Origin of the sequence: Marinobacter sp. es.042 (genome assembly GCF_900188315.1) — a bacterium.
Taxonomy (GTDB): Bacteria; Pseudomonadota; Gammaproteobacteria; order Pseudomonadales; family Oleiphilaceae; genus Marinobacter.
Genome location: NZ_LT897781.1, coordinates 3,398,098 through 3,414,632 on the forward strand (window position 1 = coordinate 3,398,098; position 16,535 = coordinate 3,414,632).

19 protein-coding genes and 1 pseudogene are annotated in these 16,535 nt (G+C 52.6%); 13 read left to right on the forward strand and 7 right to left on the reverse strand.

What is annotated here, in order from left to right; all coding sequences use genetic code 11:
- Nucleotides 1-6 precede the first annotated feature (6 nt).
- The 3 genes from hyi (at nucleotide 7) to CFB02_RS15725 (ending at nucleotide 3,023) form a co-directional block, all read left to right on the forward strand.
- A complete protein-coding gene (gene hyi / locus CFB02_RS15715; protein ID WP_088558744.1) occupies nucleotides 7-786 on the forward strand; it encodes a hydroxypyruvate isomerase in 780 nt (259 codons plus the stop codon).
- Between the two features lie 103 nt (nucleotides 787-889).
- The gene (locus tag CFB02_RS15720) at nucleotides 890-1,570 is read left to right on the forward strand and encodes a response regulator transcription factor (protein ID WP_008175694.1); all 681 of its coding nucleotides are present in this window, start codon (nucleotides 890-892) and stop codon (nucleotides 1,568-1,570) included.
- Nucleotides 1,557-3,023 carry a sensor histidine kinase gene (locus CFB02_RS15725; protein ID WP_088558745.1) on the forward strand — a complete coding sequence of 489 codons (1,467 nt, stop codon included), beginning with the start codon at nucleotides 1,557-1,559 and terminating at the stop codon, nucleotides 3,021-3,023. The genes CFB02_RS15720 and CFB02_RS15725 overlap by 14 nt, the downstream gene beginning before the upstream one ends.
- Before the next feature lie 17 nt (nucleotides 3,024-3,040).
- Here CFB02_RS15725 and CFB02_RS15730 read toward each other — a convergent pair whose 3' ends face one another.
- Nucleotides 3,041-3,322 (reverse strand): hypothetical protein, encoded by a 282-nt coding sequence (locus CFB02_RS15730; RefSeq protein WP_088558746.1) that lies wholly within the window; start codon nucleotides 3,320-3,322, stop codon nucleotides 3,041-3,043.
- 302 nt (nucleotides 3,323-3,624) lie between these two features.
- Here CFB02_RS15730 and greB point away from each other — a divergent pair, with 302 nt between their 5' ends.
- Together greB and CFB02_RS15740 are read left to right on the forward strand one after the other, a co-directional pair.
- Nucleotides 3,625-4,140 carry a transcription elongation factor GreB gene (gene greB, locus CFB02_RS15735; RefSeq protein WP_088558747.1) on the forward strand — a complete coding sequence of 172 codons (516 nt, stop codon included), beginning with the start codon at nucleotides 3,625-3,627 and terminating at the stop codon, nucleotides 4,138-4,140.
- Nucleotides 4,141-4,299: 159 nt separating this feature from the next.
- On the forward strand, nucleotides 4,300-4,701 hold the full coding sequence (locus CFB02_RS15740; protein ID WP_413772098.1) for a hypothetical protein: 402 nt from the start codon (nucleotides 4,300-4,302) through the stop codon (nucleotides 4,699-4,701).
- A 9-nt stretch (nucleotides 4,702-4,710) separates the two neighbouring features.
- Here the strand turns inward: CFB02_RS15740 and CFB02_RS15745 are convergent, their stop codons facing one another.
- The 5 genes from CFB02_RS15745 to CFB02_RS15770 all read right to left on the reverse strand — a co-directional run bounded on the left by CFB02_RS15745 (nucleotide 4,711) and on the right by CFB02_RS15770 (nucleotide 9,176).
- A complete protein-coding gene (locus CFB02_RS15745; RefSeq protein WP_088558749.1) occupies nucleotides 4,711-5,028 on the reverse strand; it encodes a site-specific integrase in 318 nt (105 codons plus the stop codon).
- A gap of 133 nt (nucleotides 5,029-5,161) precedes the next feature.
- Entirely contained in the window at nucleotides 5,162-5,422 is a 261-nt protein-coding gene (locus tag CFB02_RS15750; protein ID WP_088558750.1) for an acyl-CoA-binding protein, read from the reverse strand.
- A 253-nt stretch (nucleotides 5,423-5,675) separates the two neighbouring features.
- Complete coding sequence (locus CFB02_RS15755; RefSeq protein ID WP_157677815.1) at nucleotides 5,676-6,098, reverse strand: hypothetical protein; 423 nt, start codon at nucleotides 6,096-6,098, stop codon at nucleotides 5,676-5,678.
- A gap of 74 nt (nucleotides 6,099-6,172) precedes the next feature.
- Nucleotides 6,173-8,041, reverse strand: a complete 1,869-nt coding sequence (locus CFB02_RS15760) for an ATP-dependent nuclease (RefSeq protein WP_088558752.1) — start codon at nucleotides 8,039-8,041, stop codon at nucleotides 6,173-6,175.
- 712 nt (nucleotides 8,042-8,753) lie between these two features.
- The gene (locus tag CFB02_RS15770) at nucleotides 8,754-9,176 is read right to left on the reverse strand and encodes a hypothetical protein (protein ID WP_088558754.1); all 423 of its coding nucleotides are present in this window, start codon (nucleotides 9,174-9,176) and stop codon (nucleotides 8,754-8,756) included.
- Nucleotides 9,177-9,795: 619 nt separating this feature from the next.
- Here CFB02_RS15770 and CFB02_RS15775 point away from each other — a divergent pair.
- From CFB02_RS15775 to CFB02_RS15805, 8 genes and pseudogenes are all read left to right on the forward strand, one after another.
- Complete coding sequence (locus CFB02_RS15775) at nucleotides 9,796-10,245, forward strand: DUF4124 domain-containing protein (protein WP_172835838.1); 450 nt, start codon at nucleotides 9,796-9,798, stop codon at nucleotides 10,243-10,245.
- Between the two features lie 121 nt (nucleotides 10,246-10,366).
- On the forward strand, nucleotides 10,367-10,624 hold the full coding sequence (locus CFB02_RS15780; RefSeq protein ID WP_008175748.1) for a YdcH family protein: 258 nt from the start codon (nucleotides 10,367-10,369) through the stop codon (nucleotides 10,622-10,624).
- 100 nt (nucleotides 10,625-10,724) lie between these two features.
- A complete protein-coding gene (locus CFB02_RS15785; protein ID WP_088558755.1) occupies nucleotides 10,725-11,990 on the forward strand; it encodes a glycerophosphodiester phosphodiesterase family protein in 1,266 nt (421 codons plus the stop codon).
- Between the two features lie 163 nt (nucleotides 11,991-12,153).
- The gene (locus CFB02_RS15790) at nucleotides 12,154-13,209 is read left to right on the forward strand and encodes a type IV toxin-antitoxin system AbiEi family antitoxin (protein WP_227519251.1); all 1,056 of its coding nucleotides are present in this window, start codon (nucleotides 12,154-12,156) and stop codon (nucleotides 13,207-13,209) included.
- Nucleotides 13,210-13,264: 55 nt separating this feature from the next.
- Nucleotides 13,265-14,050, forward strand: a complete 786-nt coding sequence (locus CFB02_RS15795; RefSeq protein ID WP_088558757.1) for a nucleotidyl transferase AbiEii/AbiGii toxin family protein — start codon at nucleotides 13,265-13,267, stop codon at nucleotides 14,048-14,050.
- Nucleotides 14,037-14,347 (forward strand): annotated as a pseudogene (locus CFB02_RS18510) (hypothetical protein); the annotation flags it as partial. The gene CFB02_RS15795 and the pseudogene CFB02_RS18510, both read left to right, overlap by 14 nt.
- Before the next feature lie 46 nt (nucleotides 14,348-14,393).
- A complete protein-coding gene (locus CFB02_RS18200) occupies nucleotides 14,394-14,747 on the forward strand; it encodes a hypothetical protein (protein WP_172835785.1) in 354 nt (117 codons plus the stop codon).
- Between the two features lie 165 nt (nucleotides 14,748-14,912).
- Nucleotides 14,913-15,491, forward strand: coding sequence for an outer membrane beta-barrel protein (locus tag CFB02_RS15805; RefSeq protein ID WP_088558758.1), 579 nt, complete (start codon nucleotides 14,913-14,915; stop codon nucleotides 15,489-15,491).
- A gap of 38 nt (nucleotides 15,492-15,529) precedes the next feature.
- Here CFB02_RS15805 and cysK read toward each other — a convergent pair whose 3' ends face one another.
- Nucleotides 15,530-16,501, reverse strand: coding sequence for a cysteine synthase A (cysK, locus tag CFB02_RS15810; protein ID WP_088558759.1), 972 nt, complete (start codon nucleotides 16,499-16,501; stop codon nucleotides 15,530-15,532).
- Nucleotides 16,502-16,535 lie beyond the last annotated feature (34 nt).

The window sequence follows — 16,535 nt, forward strand, 5'->3', positions numbered from 1 at the left end:
CACGCCATGCCCCGTTTTGCTGCCAATCTGTCCATGCTGTTCACGGAAGTGGACTTTCCCGAGCGCTTTGCCATGGCCCGGGCCGCGGGTTTTGAGGGCGTGGAATACCTGTTCCCCTATGCCTACCCCAAAGAGCGACTCGGCCAGATGCTGAGCGATAACCAGCTGACTCAGGTGCTGTTCAATCTGCCGCCCGGTAACTGGGACGCCGGTGAACGGGGCATCGCCTGCCTGCCGGACCGGGTTGAGGAGTTCCAGGCCGGCGTGGATCAGGCGATCGACTATGCCAAGGCCCTTGGCTGCCGGCAGCTGAACTGCCTTGCGGGGCTGAAGCCGGCGAACGTTGCCGATGACATTGCCTGGCAGACGCTGGTGAGTAATGTCGCCTGGGCAGCGGGCAAGCTGGCTGACGAGGGTATCACCCTGTGCCTGGAAGCCATTAACTCGCGCGTGGATATGCCGGGCTTCGTACTGGATACCTCCGGCAAGGTGCTCGCACTGATCGAGGAAATCGACGCCGACAACGTGCGCCTGCAGTACGACCTTTACCATATGCAAATCATGGAAGGGGATCTGGTGCGCTCCATGGAGTGTCTTTTGCCCTGGATCGGCCACATTCAGTTTGCGGACAACCCGGGGCGACACGAACCCGGCACGGGGGAGATTAACTTTTCGAATGTTTTTGCAGCCATCGATGCCATGGGATATGACGGCTGGGTAAGCGCGGAATACCGGCCTACAGCGGCAACCAGTGACAGTCTGGGCTGGTTTCCGGGGAAGGCCTGACCGTCGCCATTGGCGACACCCTCTTACAAGATCGTAACTGGCCGGGTTGCCAACTTCTTCGTACCCTTGTCGTTACTGTAATCCGCTATCGGGAGGAGAGCCGGTGAAAGCGCTGGTAATCGAAGACGATCAGGACGTTGCAAATTATCTTGTCAAAGGGCTGAAGGAATCCGACTTCGTGGTCGACCATGCAGCCGATGGCAAGGAAGGCATGATGATGGCGGCCAGCGAGGATTACGACATCATGATTGTAGATCGCATGCTGCCGGGGATGGACGGTCTGTCCATTATCAAAACCGTGCGTGCGACCGGAAACCAGGTGCCGGTTCTGATTCTCAGCGCCCTGGGTGATGTGGACGACCGCGTGGAAGGTTTGCGTGGCGGCGGCGATGACTACCTCACCAAGCCGTTCTCGTTTACCGAATTGCTGGCCCGTATCGAATCCCTGGTGCGCAGAAATCGGCAGTCGGCGGAAACCGAGACCGTACTGCGGGTCGCCGATCTCGAAATGGATCTGCTCGCGCGCACGGTAAAGCGGGCCGGCCAGAATATTGATGTCCAGCCCCGGGAGTTCCGTCTGCTGGAGTACCTGATGCGCAATGCCGGCCAGGTGGTCACCCGGACCATGTTGCTGGAGAAAGTCTGGGATTATCATTTTGATCCCCAGACCAACGTCATTGACGTGCACATCAGCCGGCTGCGAGCCAAGATCGATAAGGAATTCGATACACCCTTACTGCAGACCATCCGGGGTGCAGGGTACATGTTACGTGAAACTGCTTAGCCAGCTCAGGACCTCGTCCTTCCAGCTAGCCCTGCTGTACATGGTGGTGTTTGCCACCTCGGTATTTCTGTTACTGGCCTTTATCTACTGGCGTACGGCGGGCTTCATGACCGCCCAGACCGACGAAACCATTGAAGCGGAAATCGCCGGTCTGGCGGAGCAGTATCGTGGCCGTGGCGTAAATGGCCTCATCACCATCATCCGTGAACGTGTTGCCCGCGACCCCAACGCCAAATCCATCTATCTGCTGACTACCGACGACTTCCTGAAGCTGGCCGGCAATATAGAGACCTGGCCGGAAGGCAGCCGTTCAGAGAGCGGATGGATCAACTTCACCCTGAACGAATCCGTCGGCTGGACCGGGGTTGAGCGCTTGGCCCGTGCGCGGATTTTTGAGGTTCAGGGTGGTTTGCGCCTGCTGGTCGGGCGGGATGTGGACGAACTCACCAACCTCAAGCGGGTGATCGAAACCGCCATCAATTGGGGTATGGGGATCACCCTTGCCCTTGCGCTGCTTGGTGGCTTCCTGATGAGCCGCAGCACGACCCGGCGTATCGAGGTTATCAACAACACTTCTCGTCGGATCATGAACGGCCACCTTTCCCTGCGCATACCAACCCGTGGCACCGACGATGATTTCGACCAGCTGGCGGAAAACCTGAACCAGATGCTGGACCGGATTGTGTATCTGATGGAGGGCATCCGGCACGTTTCAGACAGTATTGCCCACGATTTGCGCACGCCCCTGACCCGACTGCGCAACCAGCTTGAAAATACCCTGATGTCGGTGGATAACGACGAGGCGAGAGAGCAGGCCGGCCGCGCCGTGGCGGAGGCCGATCAGCTGTTGGCCACCTTCAACGCGTTGTTGCGCATCGCCCGGCTGGAAACCCGGGGTAATACCGCCGACATGAAACCTGTGCCGCTGGATGAGTTGGTCACCGATGCCTGTGAGCTCTATGAGGCCTTGGCTGAGGACAAGGACCAGTCGTTCGAGCAGGGCCTGGAAAGCGGAGTGATGATCGAGGGCGACCGCGACCTGCTGTTTCAGATGGTCAGCAACCTGATTGATAACGCTATCAAATATACGCCGGAGCATGGCGTTATAGGCGTATCTGTTCGGCGCGAGGGTGCCGATGCGGTGTTTGAAGTTCGGGATAGTGGAATCGGTATTCCCGATGCCGAGAAAGACCAGGTCTTCCAGCGGTTTTACCGGGTAGGCAAGAGCCGTTCGTTACCGGGGAATGGTTTGGGGCTGAGCCTTGTGAGCGCTGTTGCTGAGATTCACCAAGGCCGGATTGTCCTCAGTGATACGCATCCCGGGGAGGAATCGCCGGGGCTTACCGTGGCCGTGAAGATTCCCGCCTACAGCGAAGCCCGCAAACGCATCCGCGCGGCCCAGGCCGAGCAGCCGACGGATTCAGCAGCCGGGGAAACCCGAACCGCCTCTTGATCCGCCGGCGTAAATACTTACTGACTGGCGCGGAAACGATTGATGCGTGACATCACGGGGCCAATCAGGGCGTCCCTGCGGGACTCGATCTCGTGGGTAATCTTTTCAACCTGGGAACGGCGACGGTTTACCCGCACCTGAATGCTGTCCCACTCACCTTCCAGATGCTTCTGCTCGGCCGCGAGAAAAGCCGCAATGTTGTGCCGATTGACCTTGCCAGTGATTCCGTACTGGTCCAGCCGGTAGCCGATGGCATCCACGCCATTAAGTGCCAGGTTCAGCAGCTTCTGAGTATTCATGTTGTTTTCTCCGAGAATGGAAACGTTCAAAAAGACTATAAGCGCTACGCTATGCTCCGAACCTAGAGTCTGCAACCTAATTCCCGGGGCCGGCGTTCGTAGTTTCCCTGACGAAAACGTAATTCCTCGGCCACGCCGGTGTAATCCACGCTGTGCATAATTGAAACTGTAGCTTTGGAAGCCTGCAGATTTGTTGCTTGCTTCTCCCTCCAGCACAGCGCTAGCCTTACCCCGTTTTTACGGGGTTTTTTTATGCCCTGCCACTTTCTGATTCCCATTTGGAAAAGGACGTTTCGCGACCAATGACCCAGGCTCCCGGAAATGGCGGACCGCGCCCAAGATACATCACGCCCGAAGGCGAACGGACCCTGCGTGATGAACTGCAGTACCTCTGGAAGGTAAAACGCCCGGAAGTGACTCAGGCCGTGCGTGAAGCCGCCGCCCTTGGTGATCGGTCCGAGAACGCCGAGTATATCTACGGCAAGAAACAGCTACGGGAAATCGACCGTCGGGTGCGCTTCCTGAGCAAACGCCTGGAAGAACTAACCGTTGTAGACCGATTGCCGGATGACCGGGACAAGGTGTTTTTCGGCGCCTGGGTAACGGTGGAAGACGAGGACGGCGACGAACAGACCTATCGTTTGGTTGGCGCGGATGAGTTCGATCTGAACAAAGGCTATCTCAGCATTAACTCCCCCCTGGCCCGGGCCCTGATTGGCAAACGGCTGGATGACGAAGTGAGCGTTCGCACCCCGGAAGGGTGGAAGTCGGTCTTTGTGGTAGGTATTCGCTACGAGGCGCCATCCGACGACAAGTGAATGATGTCACAAAATTGGCGAGTGCCCGGGCAGGTTGTGTAATTTGTCGATAAACTGATCAAAATTTGTCACAACTGGTCGCAGACAGGATCGTCTGCCGGGGTAAATGCCATGGGTATGCATGGAGAAGCGGGGAACGTTCAGAGCAGGGTAATCACGGTGCTTGTCTTGGCTGCGGCATTTTCTGCCGGTGCGGCGGTTGCGCAGGGCGACGCGCAGGACAGTGCTTTCAAGTACGAAGAACGCTCAACCATCCACACCATCCAGCTGAATTCCATGGAGGAAGAGACGCTGGCCAATACCGTTATCGAGGGTGGCCTTGCGGCACCGGCTGCGGGTGTACCGCTCAAACCCCGGGTTGAAGACGACTTCTACCTGGATCCCCTCGGGCTTCGACCCGGAGATAACCGCACGGACCTCGGCCGATCACAGATTCCGGTGGAGTTCCGGTTCAGCAATCCGAAATCCATTCCCGGGCAGACCCACAGCAACAACTACGTGATCCGCCCACCCGAGAATCGCACTTACGATGCGCTTAACATCAATATGAATGAGCGTTGAGAAAGGCTATCAGGCTGCGGCGCAGCCGTTGTCTCCGGCGGGCGTCTTACCAAGTACATCTTCATAGAAAAATGCCAGGGCCTGGCTTGCCTGATTGAAACGCGCCCGGGATACCCGCAGACGATCGCTCAGGTACTCCAGAAACAGCCGGCGGTCTTCATTGGCCAGCGCATCCGGATCTTTCATGTCGTTAAACAGCACGAACCGGGTGATCCAGTGCAGGTAGGTTTGCTCTGAGCGTTGAGTGAGCTTGTGCTTGTGTATGGCGTCCTTGACCCGTGCCACCAAGCCTGGCTGGGACTGTTCCAGCGCTTCCGTGATGTCCATAAATAACTCTTCCTGGTGAATTGGTGTTGTTATTTTGCGCGCATCTTATGACAGCTCATTTACGAGCGCAAAGCTTTATTCAGGAAGATTGACTCTGGTCATTTTTCGACCAGAGTCTGGGCTGGAACATCAGTTATTTCAGGGCTTCAAGCTTGTCGATGTACTTCTGCATGGCCTCATCGCTGGACATGCCCTTGGCCTTTTCCCAGGCATCAAACTTGGCGCGGCCGACAAAATCCATCATGCCCGGGCGCTTGCCGGACACATCGCCCTCGGTGGCCTGCTTATAGAGCGCATAGAACTCCAGTTTCATCTCGTTGGACGGTTTGAAGTCGCCCTCGGCAGTCTGGATGTAGTTGACAGCTTCTTCGAAGCGGGTTTTCAGGTCACTCATGTTGATCTCCTTATGGTTTCGTGTTGATCCTGCTCGTTGGGCGAGTATAGCTAGCCGCTGTTCGAGCGTCATTGGCTGATTTTGGCTAAGGGGCTTTAAAGAAGGCGAATAGGATGCCATCGGGCATTAATGGTCTATCTTTGGACGATCAACGCGAAGCTAAGCGGCGCCCTGACAAGGGCGTCCGGTGTAGGCCGTAGGCCGAAACAAACTTAAGCGCCTTGTTAGGAATTTGAATATGCTGACTCCCGGCTCACTGAGCCAATTGCGAAGAGATTTCGCGCAGAATTGGCTGCAATTCACGAGCACTATCCTGTATCACCCTATGGTACCGTGCAGAAGGCTTTTCCGTTTGAAGCCAATCGACTTCAAAAATAATGTTATCAAGTCTTTTATCGGCTGAAGCCACGAGCAAATCAATGTCGTAGTTGTAATGCCCATCAATACTGCATCTGTTCATCTTTCGCGATAAATCTTCAACTCCACCCGTTTCTTTGACCGTACGTTCGATACATTCGAAGCATACATTCTCCGCTGTGATCTCGGACTCAAGCTGCTTCATCTGCCCAATCATCACGGAGATGTGATTTCTGCAAGTCTCAACTGCTGGATCCTGCCTAGAACACCCTGCCAAGAGAACTAAGATCAAAATTGAAATCGAGAGAGATTTGTTCAAACCACAATTCCTAACGCCTTGCTCACCGGAAAATTGGGAGCGCAGCGAGTAATTTTTCCGTGTGCAGCAACTTGTTATGCATTGCTACGCAAGACACGCTCAATGATTTTAACTACGTCATCGTCTTTATCTATTGTCACAGGAAAGCCTTTAACATTAAGAATCTTACTTTCTATATCTATCGTTAATTTTCTACCATCAACAGAACATTTAAATATGTTGGCGCGTTCCCCAAGAATAGTTTTAGCTAATATATTGATGTCTTGCGTAGTTGTCTTTTCATTTGCGCTTAATCTGGCAGTTGCTGGTGCTGCAATGGAAAGAAGTATATCACTTAGTGATTCCGCCTCATCAATCCGTTTTCCGTCAGATGCGTGTTCAATACAACGGACTACATCACCTAGGTTTTCTCTGATTTCTGTAATTGAACTCTGATCTAAGTGCTCAATTTCATCAACGGCAGCAGTGGGCTTTCCTTCTGACGTATAAATATCAGAAGCTTGATAATATGATTCAATCGCCCCCTTCCTTAAAATAAAACACCCAGATTCTTCTAGTAATCGCAATACAACCTCTAGCCGGTCTTGCATGGAAGACCATTTATCGGCGTTGTTTAAACCATTTAAATCCGAGCCAGCCAAACCCATTAGTGTGCAGAAAGCAGATCTTCTTTTGACTTTCTCATCAACTGGCTCTTCGGCGTTAACGTAGTAAGGATGCATTTCAGCCAGTTTAGATATATCCCCCCAATTAGGACCTACTAATGAACAAAAATCGCTATATGTTGAAGATGCGAGTTTTATAGCTGAGGGCGCTCCAAGTTTCGAGGCACTTGCATCTGCAGCAGGGGAATTGGCTAAAAAGCATTGGACCAGTTCCATGTCATCTGTAAATGCGTCAGCGTCTGCGAGAACTACTGGATTTTTCCCAATTAGCCTCATGAACTTTGCTACAACTGGCATTTGACCTTTGCCAATTACCGGTAGCAATTGAGAGCCTGCAGCTTCGAGATGAAGCTCAAGTTTGTTGGAAATGAACGACGCAATCATTACATCACTTGGCCCTTCTACTAAGAGCGGCCTTCGGCAAAACAGTGAAAGCTTATGCTCTTGGCCTAGCCGGGCGATCAAAGCTTGGAGCTTTCTGTTTTTCAATTGTTCATTGTTGGGATTTAGCTGGACAGGAGGCTTATCTAAATCATGACAAAATATTAGCGACGCTAGGTCACTAGGCTTGGTGATTCGGAGCATTTCTGTCGAATGCGTAGCCATAATCACTATCTTTTTATACCCACCTTCAGATGGGTGTCCAGCTGCAGTGATCATTTCATTCAATAAAAATGACTGCAGTTGTGGGTGGAGCGACACTTCAGGCTCATCAATTAATAAGGCTCCTACTTCATCGTCATACAAGGCTGCCAGAATGCCGACAAGATGAAGTAATCCTGATGCTTCTCGACCTGACGAGTATGGTTTAGCTGTGGTATCTAATCTTGCAAATACCACCTTTAGAATTCCGGCATCCCATTCAATGATCAAATCCCGTTTGAACAGCTTTCTTAATCGCTCTTGCACCTTAATTAATATATCTGCGCGCTCAGAAAGAGTTTGGAAATCACCATTTAGCGTTTCCGTTTGATGCCTTCGGGTTGTGTCGTGTTTTGACCCAAAATTCGCGCTTTCATAATCCGGGTTACTTCCGTGATGACCATTGTAATCTGAGCGATATTGCTCAAGTAGCCCCATTCTTCCAGCAGACAGAAAGCGAACCTTTTTCCCATTTACTGCGGAACCAAGCGGCTGTTTTAAACCTCTCAGAAGGTGAGTTTTACCACCACCATTTGGGCCAATGAGAACGGTTAGTCCTCCTTGAAGCTCTATATCTCTAGTAAAGTTGCCATTGTGGCTATTTACATCTGCTTTAATGCTTATTGGAAAATTCAAGATCATTCCTTCGAGTTAATATCTGCAAAATGCTTGGGTAACATCTAATGCATAACGCCTTGGGTAAGCCGCCGGGACGGAGCGCAGCGGAGTACCGGTCGGCTTGACCCACTGGTTAAGCATCCCGAGCCTCGACGACCCTCACACTTGGATTTTCCTGGGAGAGGACATGGAGAAGGTCATTCATAGACACGAATGCATAATGAGTAACTTTATGGCTTTTGTACTCTTCTGCCGCGTGAGTTCGCGCAGCATACAAATCTGCCCACTTTGAGTCAGGGACAATCAAAGTTGGGTATGTGTATGACTTGAATTCGGTAGCTGCGCACGCCGGCAACTCCGGAAGATCTATCAAACCGAATGTTTCATCTTCCCACTGGACTGCCATAGGAGAAGTAAACGTCAGCTCAAGGTCCTTATCAAAGCCACCAATGACCCTTGAGAAGTGCATCGTGATGACAAGCCTTGGGTTGCGCTCGGAGAACCAACAGTAGGATATATCTGCGCACGGCACATCGAGCGATTCAAGAATTTCCCACTTAATGACGTTCTCCTTTTGTGCTTAACGCCAAGCACAGCGGCGGCCTTGGAGTGGCGACGAAGGAGCCACGTAAAGGGCGTCCGGCGGCCATCGGCCGCGTACTGATGCGAATTGTTAATGGCTGACTGGCCACAAACATAGACCTGAGAGCCAAGACTGATAACCACTTTCTCACCTCTTTTCCTTAAGAGCAAAAAATGACAACAACAGAATATACACTGATGAGACTATAACCATGTTTTCTTCTATTGTAGACTTCGTTCGTATTACTGCAGCCTCATATTCATCAGTGCCATAAACAACCTCGCCTCTATACTTTAGTGCCGCTATACTATTTTCGCCTACTAAACGAACCGATACCTCTTGAAAGTCCCTTACCCGATACCAAAATCCTCTTGCAGCCTTATTTGGCACAGCAATATTCAAGTAACCGACTCCATCACTGATAGAAAACAATCCTTGAGGTGATCTGCTCTTCCCTTTCACAACTATTTTTTTCCACTCGGAGTAGGAGATTTCATGCTTTGGTCCTCCATGAAAAATATATAAGATAACCATTAAAGTAACGTAAACAAATGTTAGTAACTTCTTCATCTAAAACACCGACTAAACGCTTTAATCAATTAAAATAATGGACTATCTATGATGATGAAAAATATACTGTAAATATAGCCATTTTAATTTTTTCACGAGTGATATCTGGCTTTCCCTCTCTCGATCCATGAGCTCAGTATTTCCATGAGGGCGTCGATATTTACTGCACCTTAACAGCTAATTATACGAACGTGTTCGCCTATCACGCATTTGGGAAAATCCTAGCGTTGATCTTTTAGATAATATTTTGGCTTTTAGAATCATAAACCTATGTGCCGTTTCCAACAGTTGATGCCGGAGTAAAACGTCCACTTTTCCCGATTCACTTCCGTGGAGGGGCGTATAACTCCCAGACCTCCCATACATTTTCTGTGCCGTATCAGAGGGTTGCCAGCATTTCTCCGGTTGCCTTTCGGAGTTTTGCGAACGCATTCGTATAACTCCGTTGTCACCAATACCGGCAGGGTAGCCCAAACCACTGAATTACGCACAAAAGTGATGCCTTTTGTTGAGTAGTTCATGGTGTCTCTGGGGATTACGGTGATAAGGTTTTTGCTGTATTGAAAGCCCTCCGTTAGGAAAGGCATCAAGGAAGTAATCGGTTGAAAAGGAAGCTCGCGTGAAAGCATTCGTAGTTTTGGTCTCTCTCTGCCTTATCCCCCTCTCCGCAAACGCCGGCGTCTACAAATGGGTAGATGCCAATGGCCAGACCCACTTCGGAGACCGTCCACCGGCTAAAGCGGCATCAAGTGAAGTCGGGTTGAAGGCCGCTCCGGCCAGCGTGGATGCGGGTGCCAGGGAACGGCATCAGAAGATGACCGAGTTTCTGGATCAGCAGCAGGAAGAACGGGAGGCCCGGCAGGCAGCCAATGCCAAGGCTGAAGAGAAGGCAGAGAAGCGAGCCGAGCTGTGCAGAAAGCTTCGGGCGCGTCTCAAGTTCCTGGCCAGCGTTTCGACCTTTTACAACATCAACGATCAGGGCGAGCGGGTTTATGTGAATGAGGCCGAGAACGCCCAGATTCGAGAGGATTTCCGGGCGAAAGTGCGCAAAACCTGCGGCAACTTGTAGAGTCCTTTGGTTGCTGTTCAGCACCCTGGCTTGACGGGGATCAAGACTGACAAGTGCAGCGAGCCATACACTGGGATGAGTCAACTTTGTCTCATCCCCCACAGTCATGGAGACTGCGCGAATGTCACTGGAAAAACACGATCTGATTCACGAACTGCCGGAATCCAAAGAAGCTATTCACCTGCTGAAGACCAACAGCACTCACTTCGCGAAGCTGTTTGATGAATATCATGAAGTGGACCACGCTGTTCATCGCGTTGAAACCGGCGCTGAAAACACATCTGACGAATATCTGGAAAACCTCAAGAAGAAACGGCTGAATCTGAAGGACCAGTTGTTTGCCATGATTCGCGAGTATGAGGCTTCGGCGGCAAGCTGAGGGCAACCTGCCAGATAATCCAGCATCGGCTGTCAATTGGCCGTAATCCTCCTTGGGGAGACTGTTGATAAGGTATCATTGGTCTCACAAGGAGGAAGTTATGACGTTACGGATCCTTTCGGGGCTGGTGCTGTGCTCGGTGCTTTCCCTGGCACAAGCGGCGACCGTTGAAGAGCTCTCCCGGCAATCAATTGCGCTGGCGCCTGAACAGTCGGAGCCCTCGGTCCATCTGGGACCACGGCCTTTCTGGCTGGTTGGTGCAATGGACGACAGTCCGCTCAAAGAGAGTCTGCAAGCCTGCAATACCACCACTGTCGAAAAAACGGATTTCTCCATCGGCCATCGTGGCGCGCCCCTGCAGTTTCCCGAACATACCCGTGAATCCTATATTGCGGCAGCGCGCATGGGCGCGGGTATTCTGGAGTGTGATGTCGCCTTCACCAGGGATCGGGAACTGGTTTGCCGACATGCCCAGGACGACCTTCATACCACCACCAATATCGTTGCCGTTCCGGCCCTGAACGCCAAGTGTACCCAGCCATTTGTACCCGCCGATCCTGCCACGGGCACGCCGGCACAGGCCGAATGTCGCACCAGCGATATCACTCTGGCCGAGTTCAAGTCACTGGAGGGCAAGATGGATGCCCACAACCCCATGGCGACCACGCCGGAGGAATACCTGGCTGGTACCGCAGACTGGCGCACTGATCTCTACTCCAGCCGGGGCACCTTGATGACTCATCAGGAGAGCATCGAGTTGTTCAGGGCTCTGGGCGCGAAGTTCACTCCGGAATTGAAATCACCGGTGGTTGCTATGCCCTTTGAGGGGGATTACAGCCAGCAAGACTATGCCCGCCAGATGATCCAAGATTACATCGATGCCGGTGTGCAGCCGGAAGACGTCTGGCCCCAGTCCTTCAATTTGAAGGACGTTCTTTTCTGGGTAGATGAGATGCCGGAATTTGGTCGGCAAGCAGTCTTCCTCGACCAGTCTGAGTCGACCCTTGTGAACGCGTCCGCAACCTATATGACTTACCTTAAAAGCAGGGGTGTGAACATTCTGGCGCCGGCGCTCTGGAAGCTGCTGACTCTGGACAGCCAGAAGCAAATCGTTCCGTCCCGGTACGCGGAGAATGCGCGCGAAGCCGGCCTGGACCTGATTGCCTGGACCGTTGAGCGCAGCGGTCCGCTGGAAAAGGGCGGCGGCTGGTACTACCAGACGGTGACCGATGCCATTAACAACGACGGCGACGTGCTCACCGTGATTGATGTTCTGGCCCGTGAGGTAGGTGTGATTGGGGTTTTCTCGGATTGGCCGGCGACAACGACCTTCTATGCCAATTGTATGGGATGGTCTAAGCATTGAGGTAGGGACGGCGCAGCGCCAAGTTGGCCCCCGGAGAGAATGTGAATCTATGGCCTGTTTCTCCGTAGGACAGACAATAGCACTCCTGAGCTCTTGTTCATTTAAAAGTCTTGTTCATTAATAATGAACGGTGCTATTTTGTGAACATAATGTTGGAGAGGCTATGAAACCATCAATCAACGAGCGCGAATTTCTAAGCCAGGCAATCCGCGCGTTCCATCAAGAGACAGGTTTAGACTTACACCCTACTGTCGAGAGTGAAGTGATGCCCTACTCTGATGGCTTCATTCTTGAACTGGGCGATACGGGCATCCAGTACAGCGTTGAGCTGAAGCGCTGGGCGCAGCAGGCGAATATAGGCACTATTGTCGCTCAGCTACGGCGAATGCCGCCGCCCGCATTGCTGGTCGCTGATTACGTAAACCCGAATATGGCAGACCGCCTTCGAGAAGCCGGCGCACAGTTCATTGACGCCGCCGGCAATGCTTATCTGAACGAAAAGACATTCTTCATCTTCGTAAAAGGTAATCGCAAAACGCCGGTTCATGCATCAGCAAGGAAAACCTCCCGAGCCTTTAATTCATCTGGTTTAAAGCTGATTTTCAGATTTCTAATAGACCCTCATCTGGTCGGTGAAACTTATCGAAAAATGGCAGAAGTCAGCGGTGTTTCCCTCGGAGCCATCGGCTGGGTTCTGAATGACCTGAAAGACAAGGGCTATGTCCGAGAACATGGAAAGAAGGGCGCAAGGTCACTTGAGAACCCTATGGGGTTGCTTGATCGCTGGGCCGAGTCCTACCCGGAAAAACTGCTACCCGAGTTGGACATGGGACTATTTCAGGCAACCTCTGCGATGCCGTGGAAGAAAATCCGGCCGGAGCTTCTGGATGGGTGTTGGGGCGGGGAAGTTGCCGTCTCCCGGCTGGGCAACTATCTGTCGCCTGCCCAGGGGACTATTTATCTGCCCCGAGAAAAGCTGAAAAGCTTGGTGATGGAATATAGGCTTCGTAAAAGCCCGGGCAACTCACCCAATACGTCCGAGACATTGCAGATCAACGAGAAATTCTGGCTCGATGATTCACTCAACGTAAACCAAACTTCTGGGATTGCCCCAGATATTCTTGTCTATGCTGACCTCCTGATGACCGGCGACTCGCGTAACCTGGAAGCAGCGGAGCGGCTTTATGCCCAGATTAAAGATCGATTCCAAGAATATTGATCCGATTCAATTGGAGACCTACGGAGCCATAAAGTGTGTCGCCGTGGATTAGGATGTGCCGTTCATCATTGTCGGCGCCTCCGCCCGTGATCTGGTAATGCATCACGCCTATGGAGCACCCATTCAACGGGCAACAATGGATATCGATCTTGCCGTTCAGGTCCCGAATTGGACTGATTTTGAACGCATCCGCGATAGTTTGATTGGCAAAGGTTATACCAAAACCGATCTCCCTCATCGTTTGCACGGCCTGAACGGGGCACCCATCGACATTCTTCCTTTTGGAGCTGTTGAAAGTGACAATTCAGTTATTCAATGGCCGCCTTCTGGCGAAGTGCAAATGAGCGTGGTCGGTTTTCAGGATGCCCTGGATAACGCGGACTGGTTGACGATAGCAACAGAGCCAGAGCCAGAGCCAGAGCCAGAGCCAGAGCTGGAGTTGCCTGTTGCCAGTCCTCAGGGATTGGCCCTTCTGAAACTGGTGGCCTGGTCCGAAAGAGATGCGCAAACAAGACGCAAAGACGCAGCCGATATCGCTTATCTGGCATCCAACTATGAAAATATTCCTGGCCAGATGGACCGGCTTTTCGAACAGCATGAAAGCATCCTCGAAGCCTACGGCTGGGACACGAGACTTGCGGGCGCTCAGTTGCTCGGCAAGGAAACGGCACAGATTGCCAGCGAATCAACGATGAAATTCCTGCGACGCTTGCTCAGTAAGGATCTGATTGCCAACCTGACAAGTGATTCGGGCAACACGTGCGGCGATTTCACCGAAGAAATTGTGTCAACGTTTATTGGTGGACTTTTTGGCTCAGAAGTAACAAATGTACAAAATTGACTCAGAAGCCAACCGCATAACACCACTGGTGGTAACTTCTCAGAACGCAAAATTTTCGAGCGAAATCACTGTCAGGAATGGCTCGAAAACGCTCCCGAAGCCTTCGGCGAAGAGCTTTTGATTATCAAGAAGGAATTCGGCGGTTTCGACGATACCCGTGGACGCCTGGATTTACTTGTTCTCGAAAAAAAGACGGCAACCTGGTCATTATCGAAAATAAGCTGGATGACATCCGGTCGGGATGTGGTCTGGCAGGCGCTCAAGTACGGCGGCTACTCCGCGAATCTGAGCAGTTCCTAGCGCCTGATATTCGTGGCGGCTAAATTCCGCAAAGAAGTCACCAATGTGGTGTTATGGCTCAGCCGGCTCTGTTTGCATTCTCTTCCTTGCGCTTGTCTTCTACCGCCTGACACGGCCGGTTTCTGCCAGCAAACGTCAACAAGGATCAGAGGCGCAATCAGGCTCAAGTATCGATGCCATTCGCAATCTGATCAAACCCAATCCCCTGGAGGCGGCGTTGATGGCGTTCGCAGTGGGTATCGCAGAGCAGAAGGATCCCAGTCTCAAATTATTGCTGCTGGAAGGTGGCATGGTGCTGATGAAAGGGGCCGAATCGTCTGACCCCGACCGGGTCGATGAAGAAAAGACTCCCGAGAACGAGAGTGAAACCCAGCCAGATTCTAATACTCCTCGATAAATCAAGTTTTTGTTTTTACAAAGTTAATTCCGGATTACCAGATCTTAGTCCGGGTTTAACCCGGTAGGGCAGGAATTCCTAGTAGGGTGAGTTCAGGTAATTGAAAAGCAACTTTCGATTTCCATGGAATGAAAGAATATTCGAACTCATTAGGAGGAACGCCCTATGAAATCCGCAATCCGTTTTACCAGCGCCGCACTGTTCACAGCCTCGTTTGTTACTGCGCCCGTCGCTTTTGCTCAGAGCAACGTGGAGAGGGACCAGTCAGGCCCGTATGTCAGCGGCAGCTACGGTGGCTACAAATCACACGGCGGCGAGTTCGAGGACGAAAACGATCTGCTTGGCGCCGCTGTCGGCTACCAGTTCAATCCGTTTTTTGCCCTGGAGGCCGAATACATTGATTTCGGCAACTTTGGCGAGGACGACGTTGAAGGCAAGCTGAAAGGCTTTGGCCTGAGCGCTGTTGGCCGTCTGCCTCTGACCGACAGCTTCGGCGTCTATGGTAAGGCCGGCGCGTTTGCGTCTGCGTTCGATGTTGATGCATTCAACGAAAGTGAAACCTACGATGAAGTATCGCCCTTTGTCGGTGCCGGTGTGGATTTCCGGGTAACGCCCTCTCTGACGGCATTCGCGGAATACAATCGCTACAACGTCGACATTGATAAAGAGGACTTTAACGGCCAGGTAACCAACAGCGGTCCGGAGTTTGATACCGGTCGGGTCGGCCTGAAATATCAGTTCTGATGAGTGCAGGGCGCAGCGCGAGGCTGCGCCTTTCTCTTTTACTGAACGTTTTCCTGCTCGCCAAACTGGCCGGCGAATAACGCGGTGGAAAGATAACGCTCGGCGGTATCCGGCAGCACCACCACAATGTTCTTGCCCTGGTACTCCGGCTGTTTGCTGATGCGTACCGCAGCCGCCACCGCTGCGCCGCAGGAAATGCCGCAGAGAATGCCCTCTTCCTGCATTAGTCGATGGGCCATGTCCATGGCCTCTTCGTTGGTGACCGTCTCCACCTGATCGACCATTTCCAGATCCAGATTCTTGGGCACGAAGCCTGCACCGATGCCCTGGATCTTGTGGGGCGCCGGCTTGATGTCTTCGCCGTTCATCATCTGTGTGATCACCGGTGAGTCGGTAGGCTCGACGGCAATGGTGGCGACCTGTTTGCCCTTGGTGCCTTTGATGTAGCGGGAAACGCCGGTCAGCGTGCCACCGGTGCCCACGCCCGCCACGAAGATATCGATTTCGCCATCAGTGTCTTCCCAGATTTCCGGGCCGGTGGTGTCCTCGTGGATTCGGGGGTTGGCCGGGTTCTGGAACTGCTGGGGCAGGAAATAGTTATCGGGGTCTGACGTGAAGATCTCTTCGGCCTTGGCGATGGCGCCCGGCATGCCTTTGGCAGGTTCGGTCAGCACCAGTTCTGCTCCCAGTGCCTTCAAGACCTTGCGACGCTCAAGGCTCATGGAGGCGGGCATGGTCAGGATCAGTTTGTAGCCCCGGGCGGCTGCCACGTAGGCCAGGGCGATACCGGTATTGCCGCTGGTGGGTTCTACAATGGTCATGCCCGCCTTCAGGGTGCCGCGCTTCTCGGCATCCCAGATCATGGCAGAGCCGATCCGGCATTTAACGGAATAGGCCGGGTTTCGGCCCTCAATCTTGGCCCAGATCGTGGCGCCGTCGTTCACGCGGTTCAGTCTGACCAGCGGGGTGTTGCCGATGGAAAGGGAATTGTCCTCGTAGATGCGAGCCATGGCGTTCTCCTTGTTACTTTGTTTTTATTCAGTC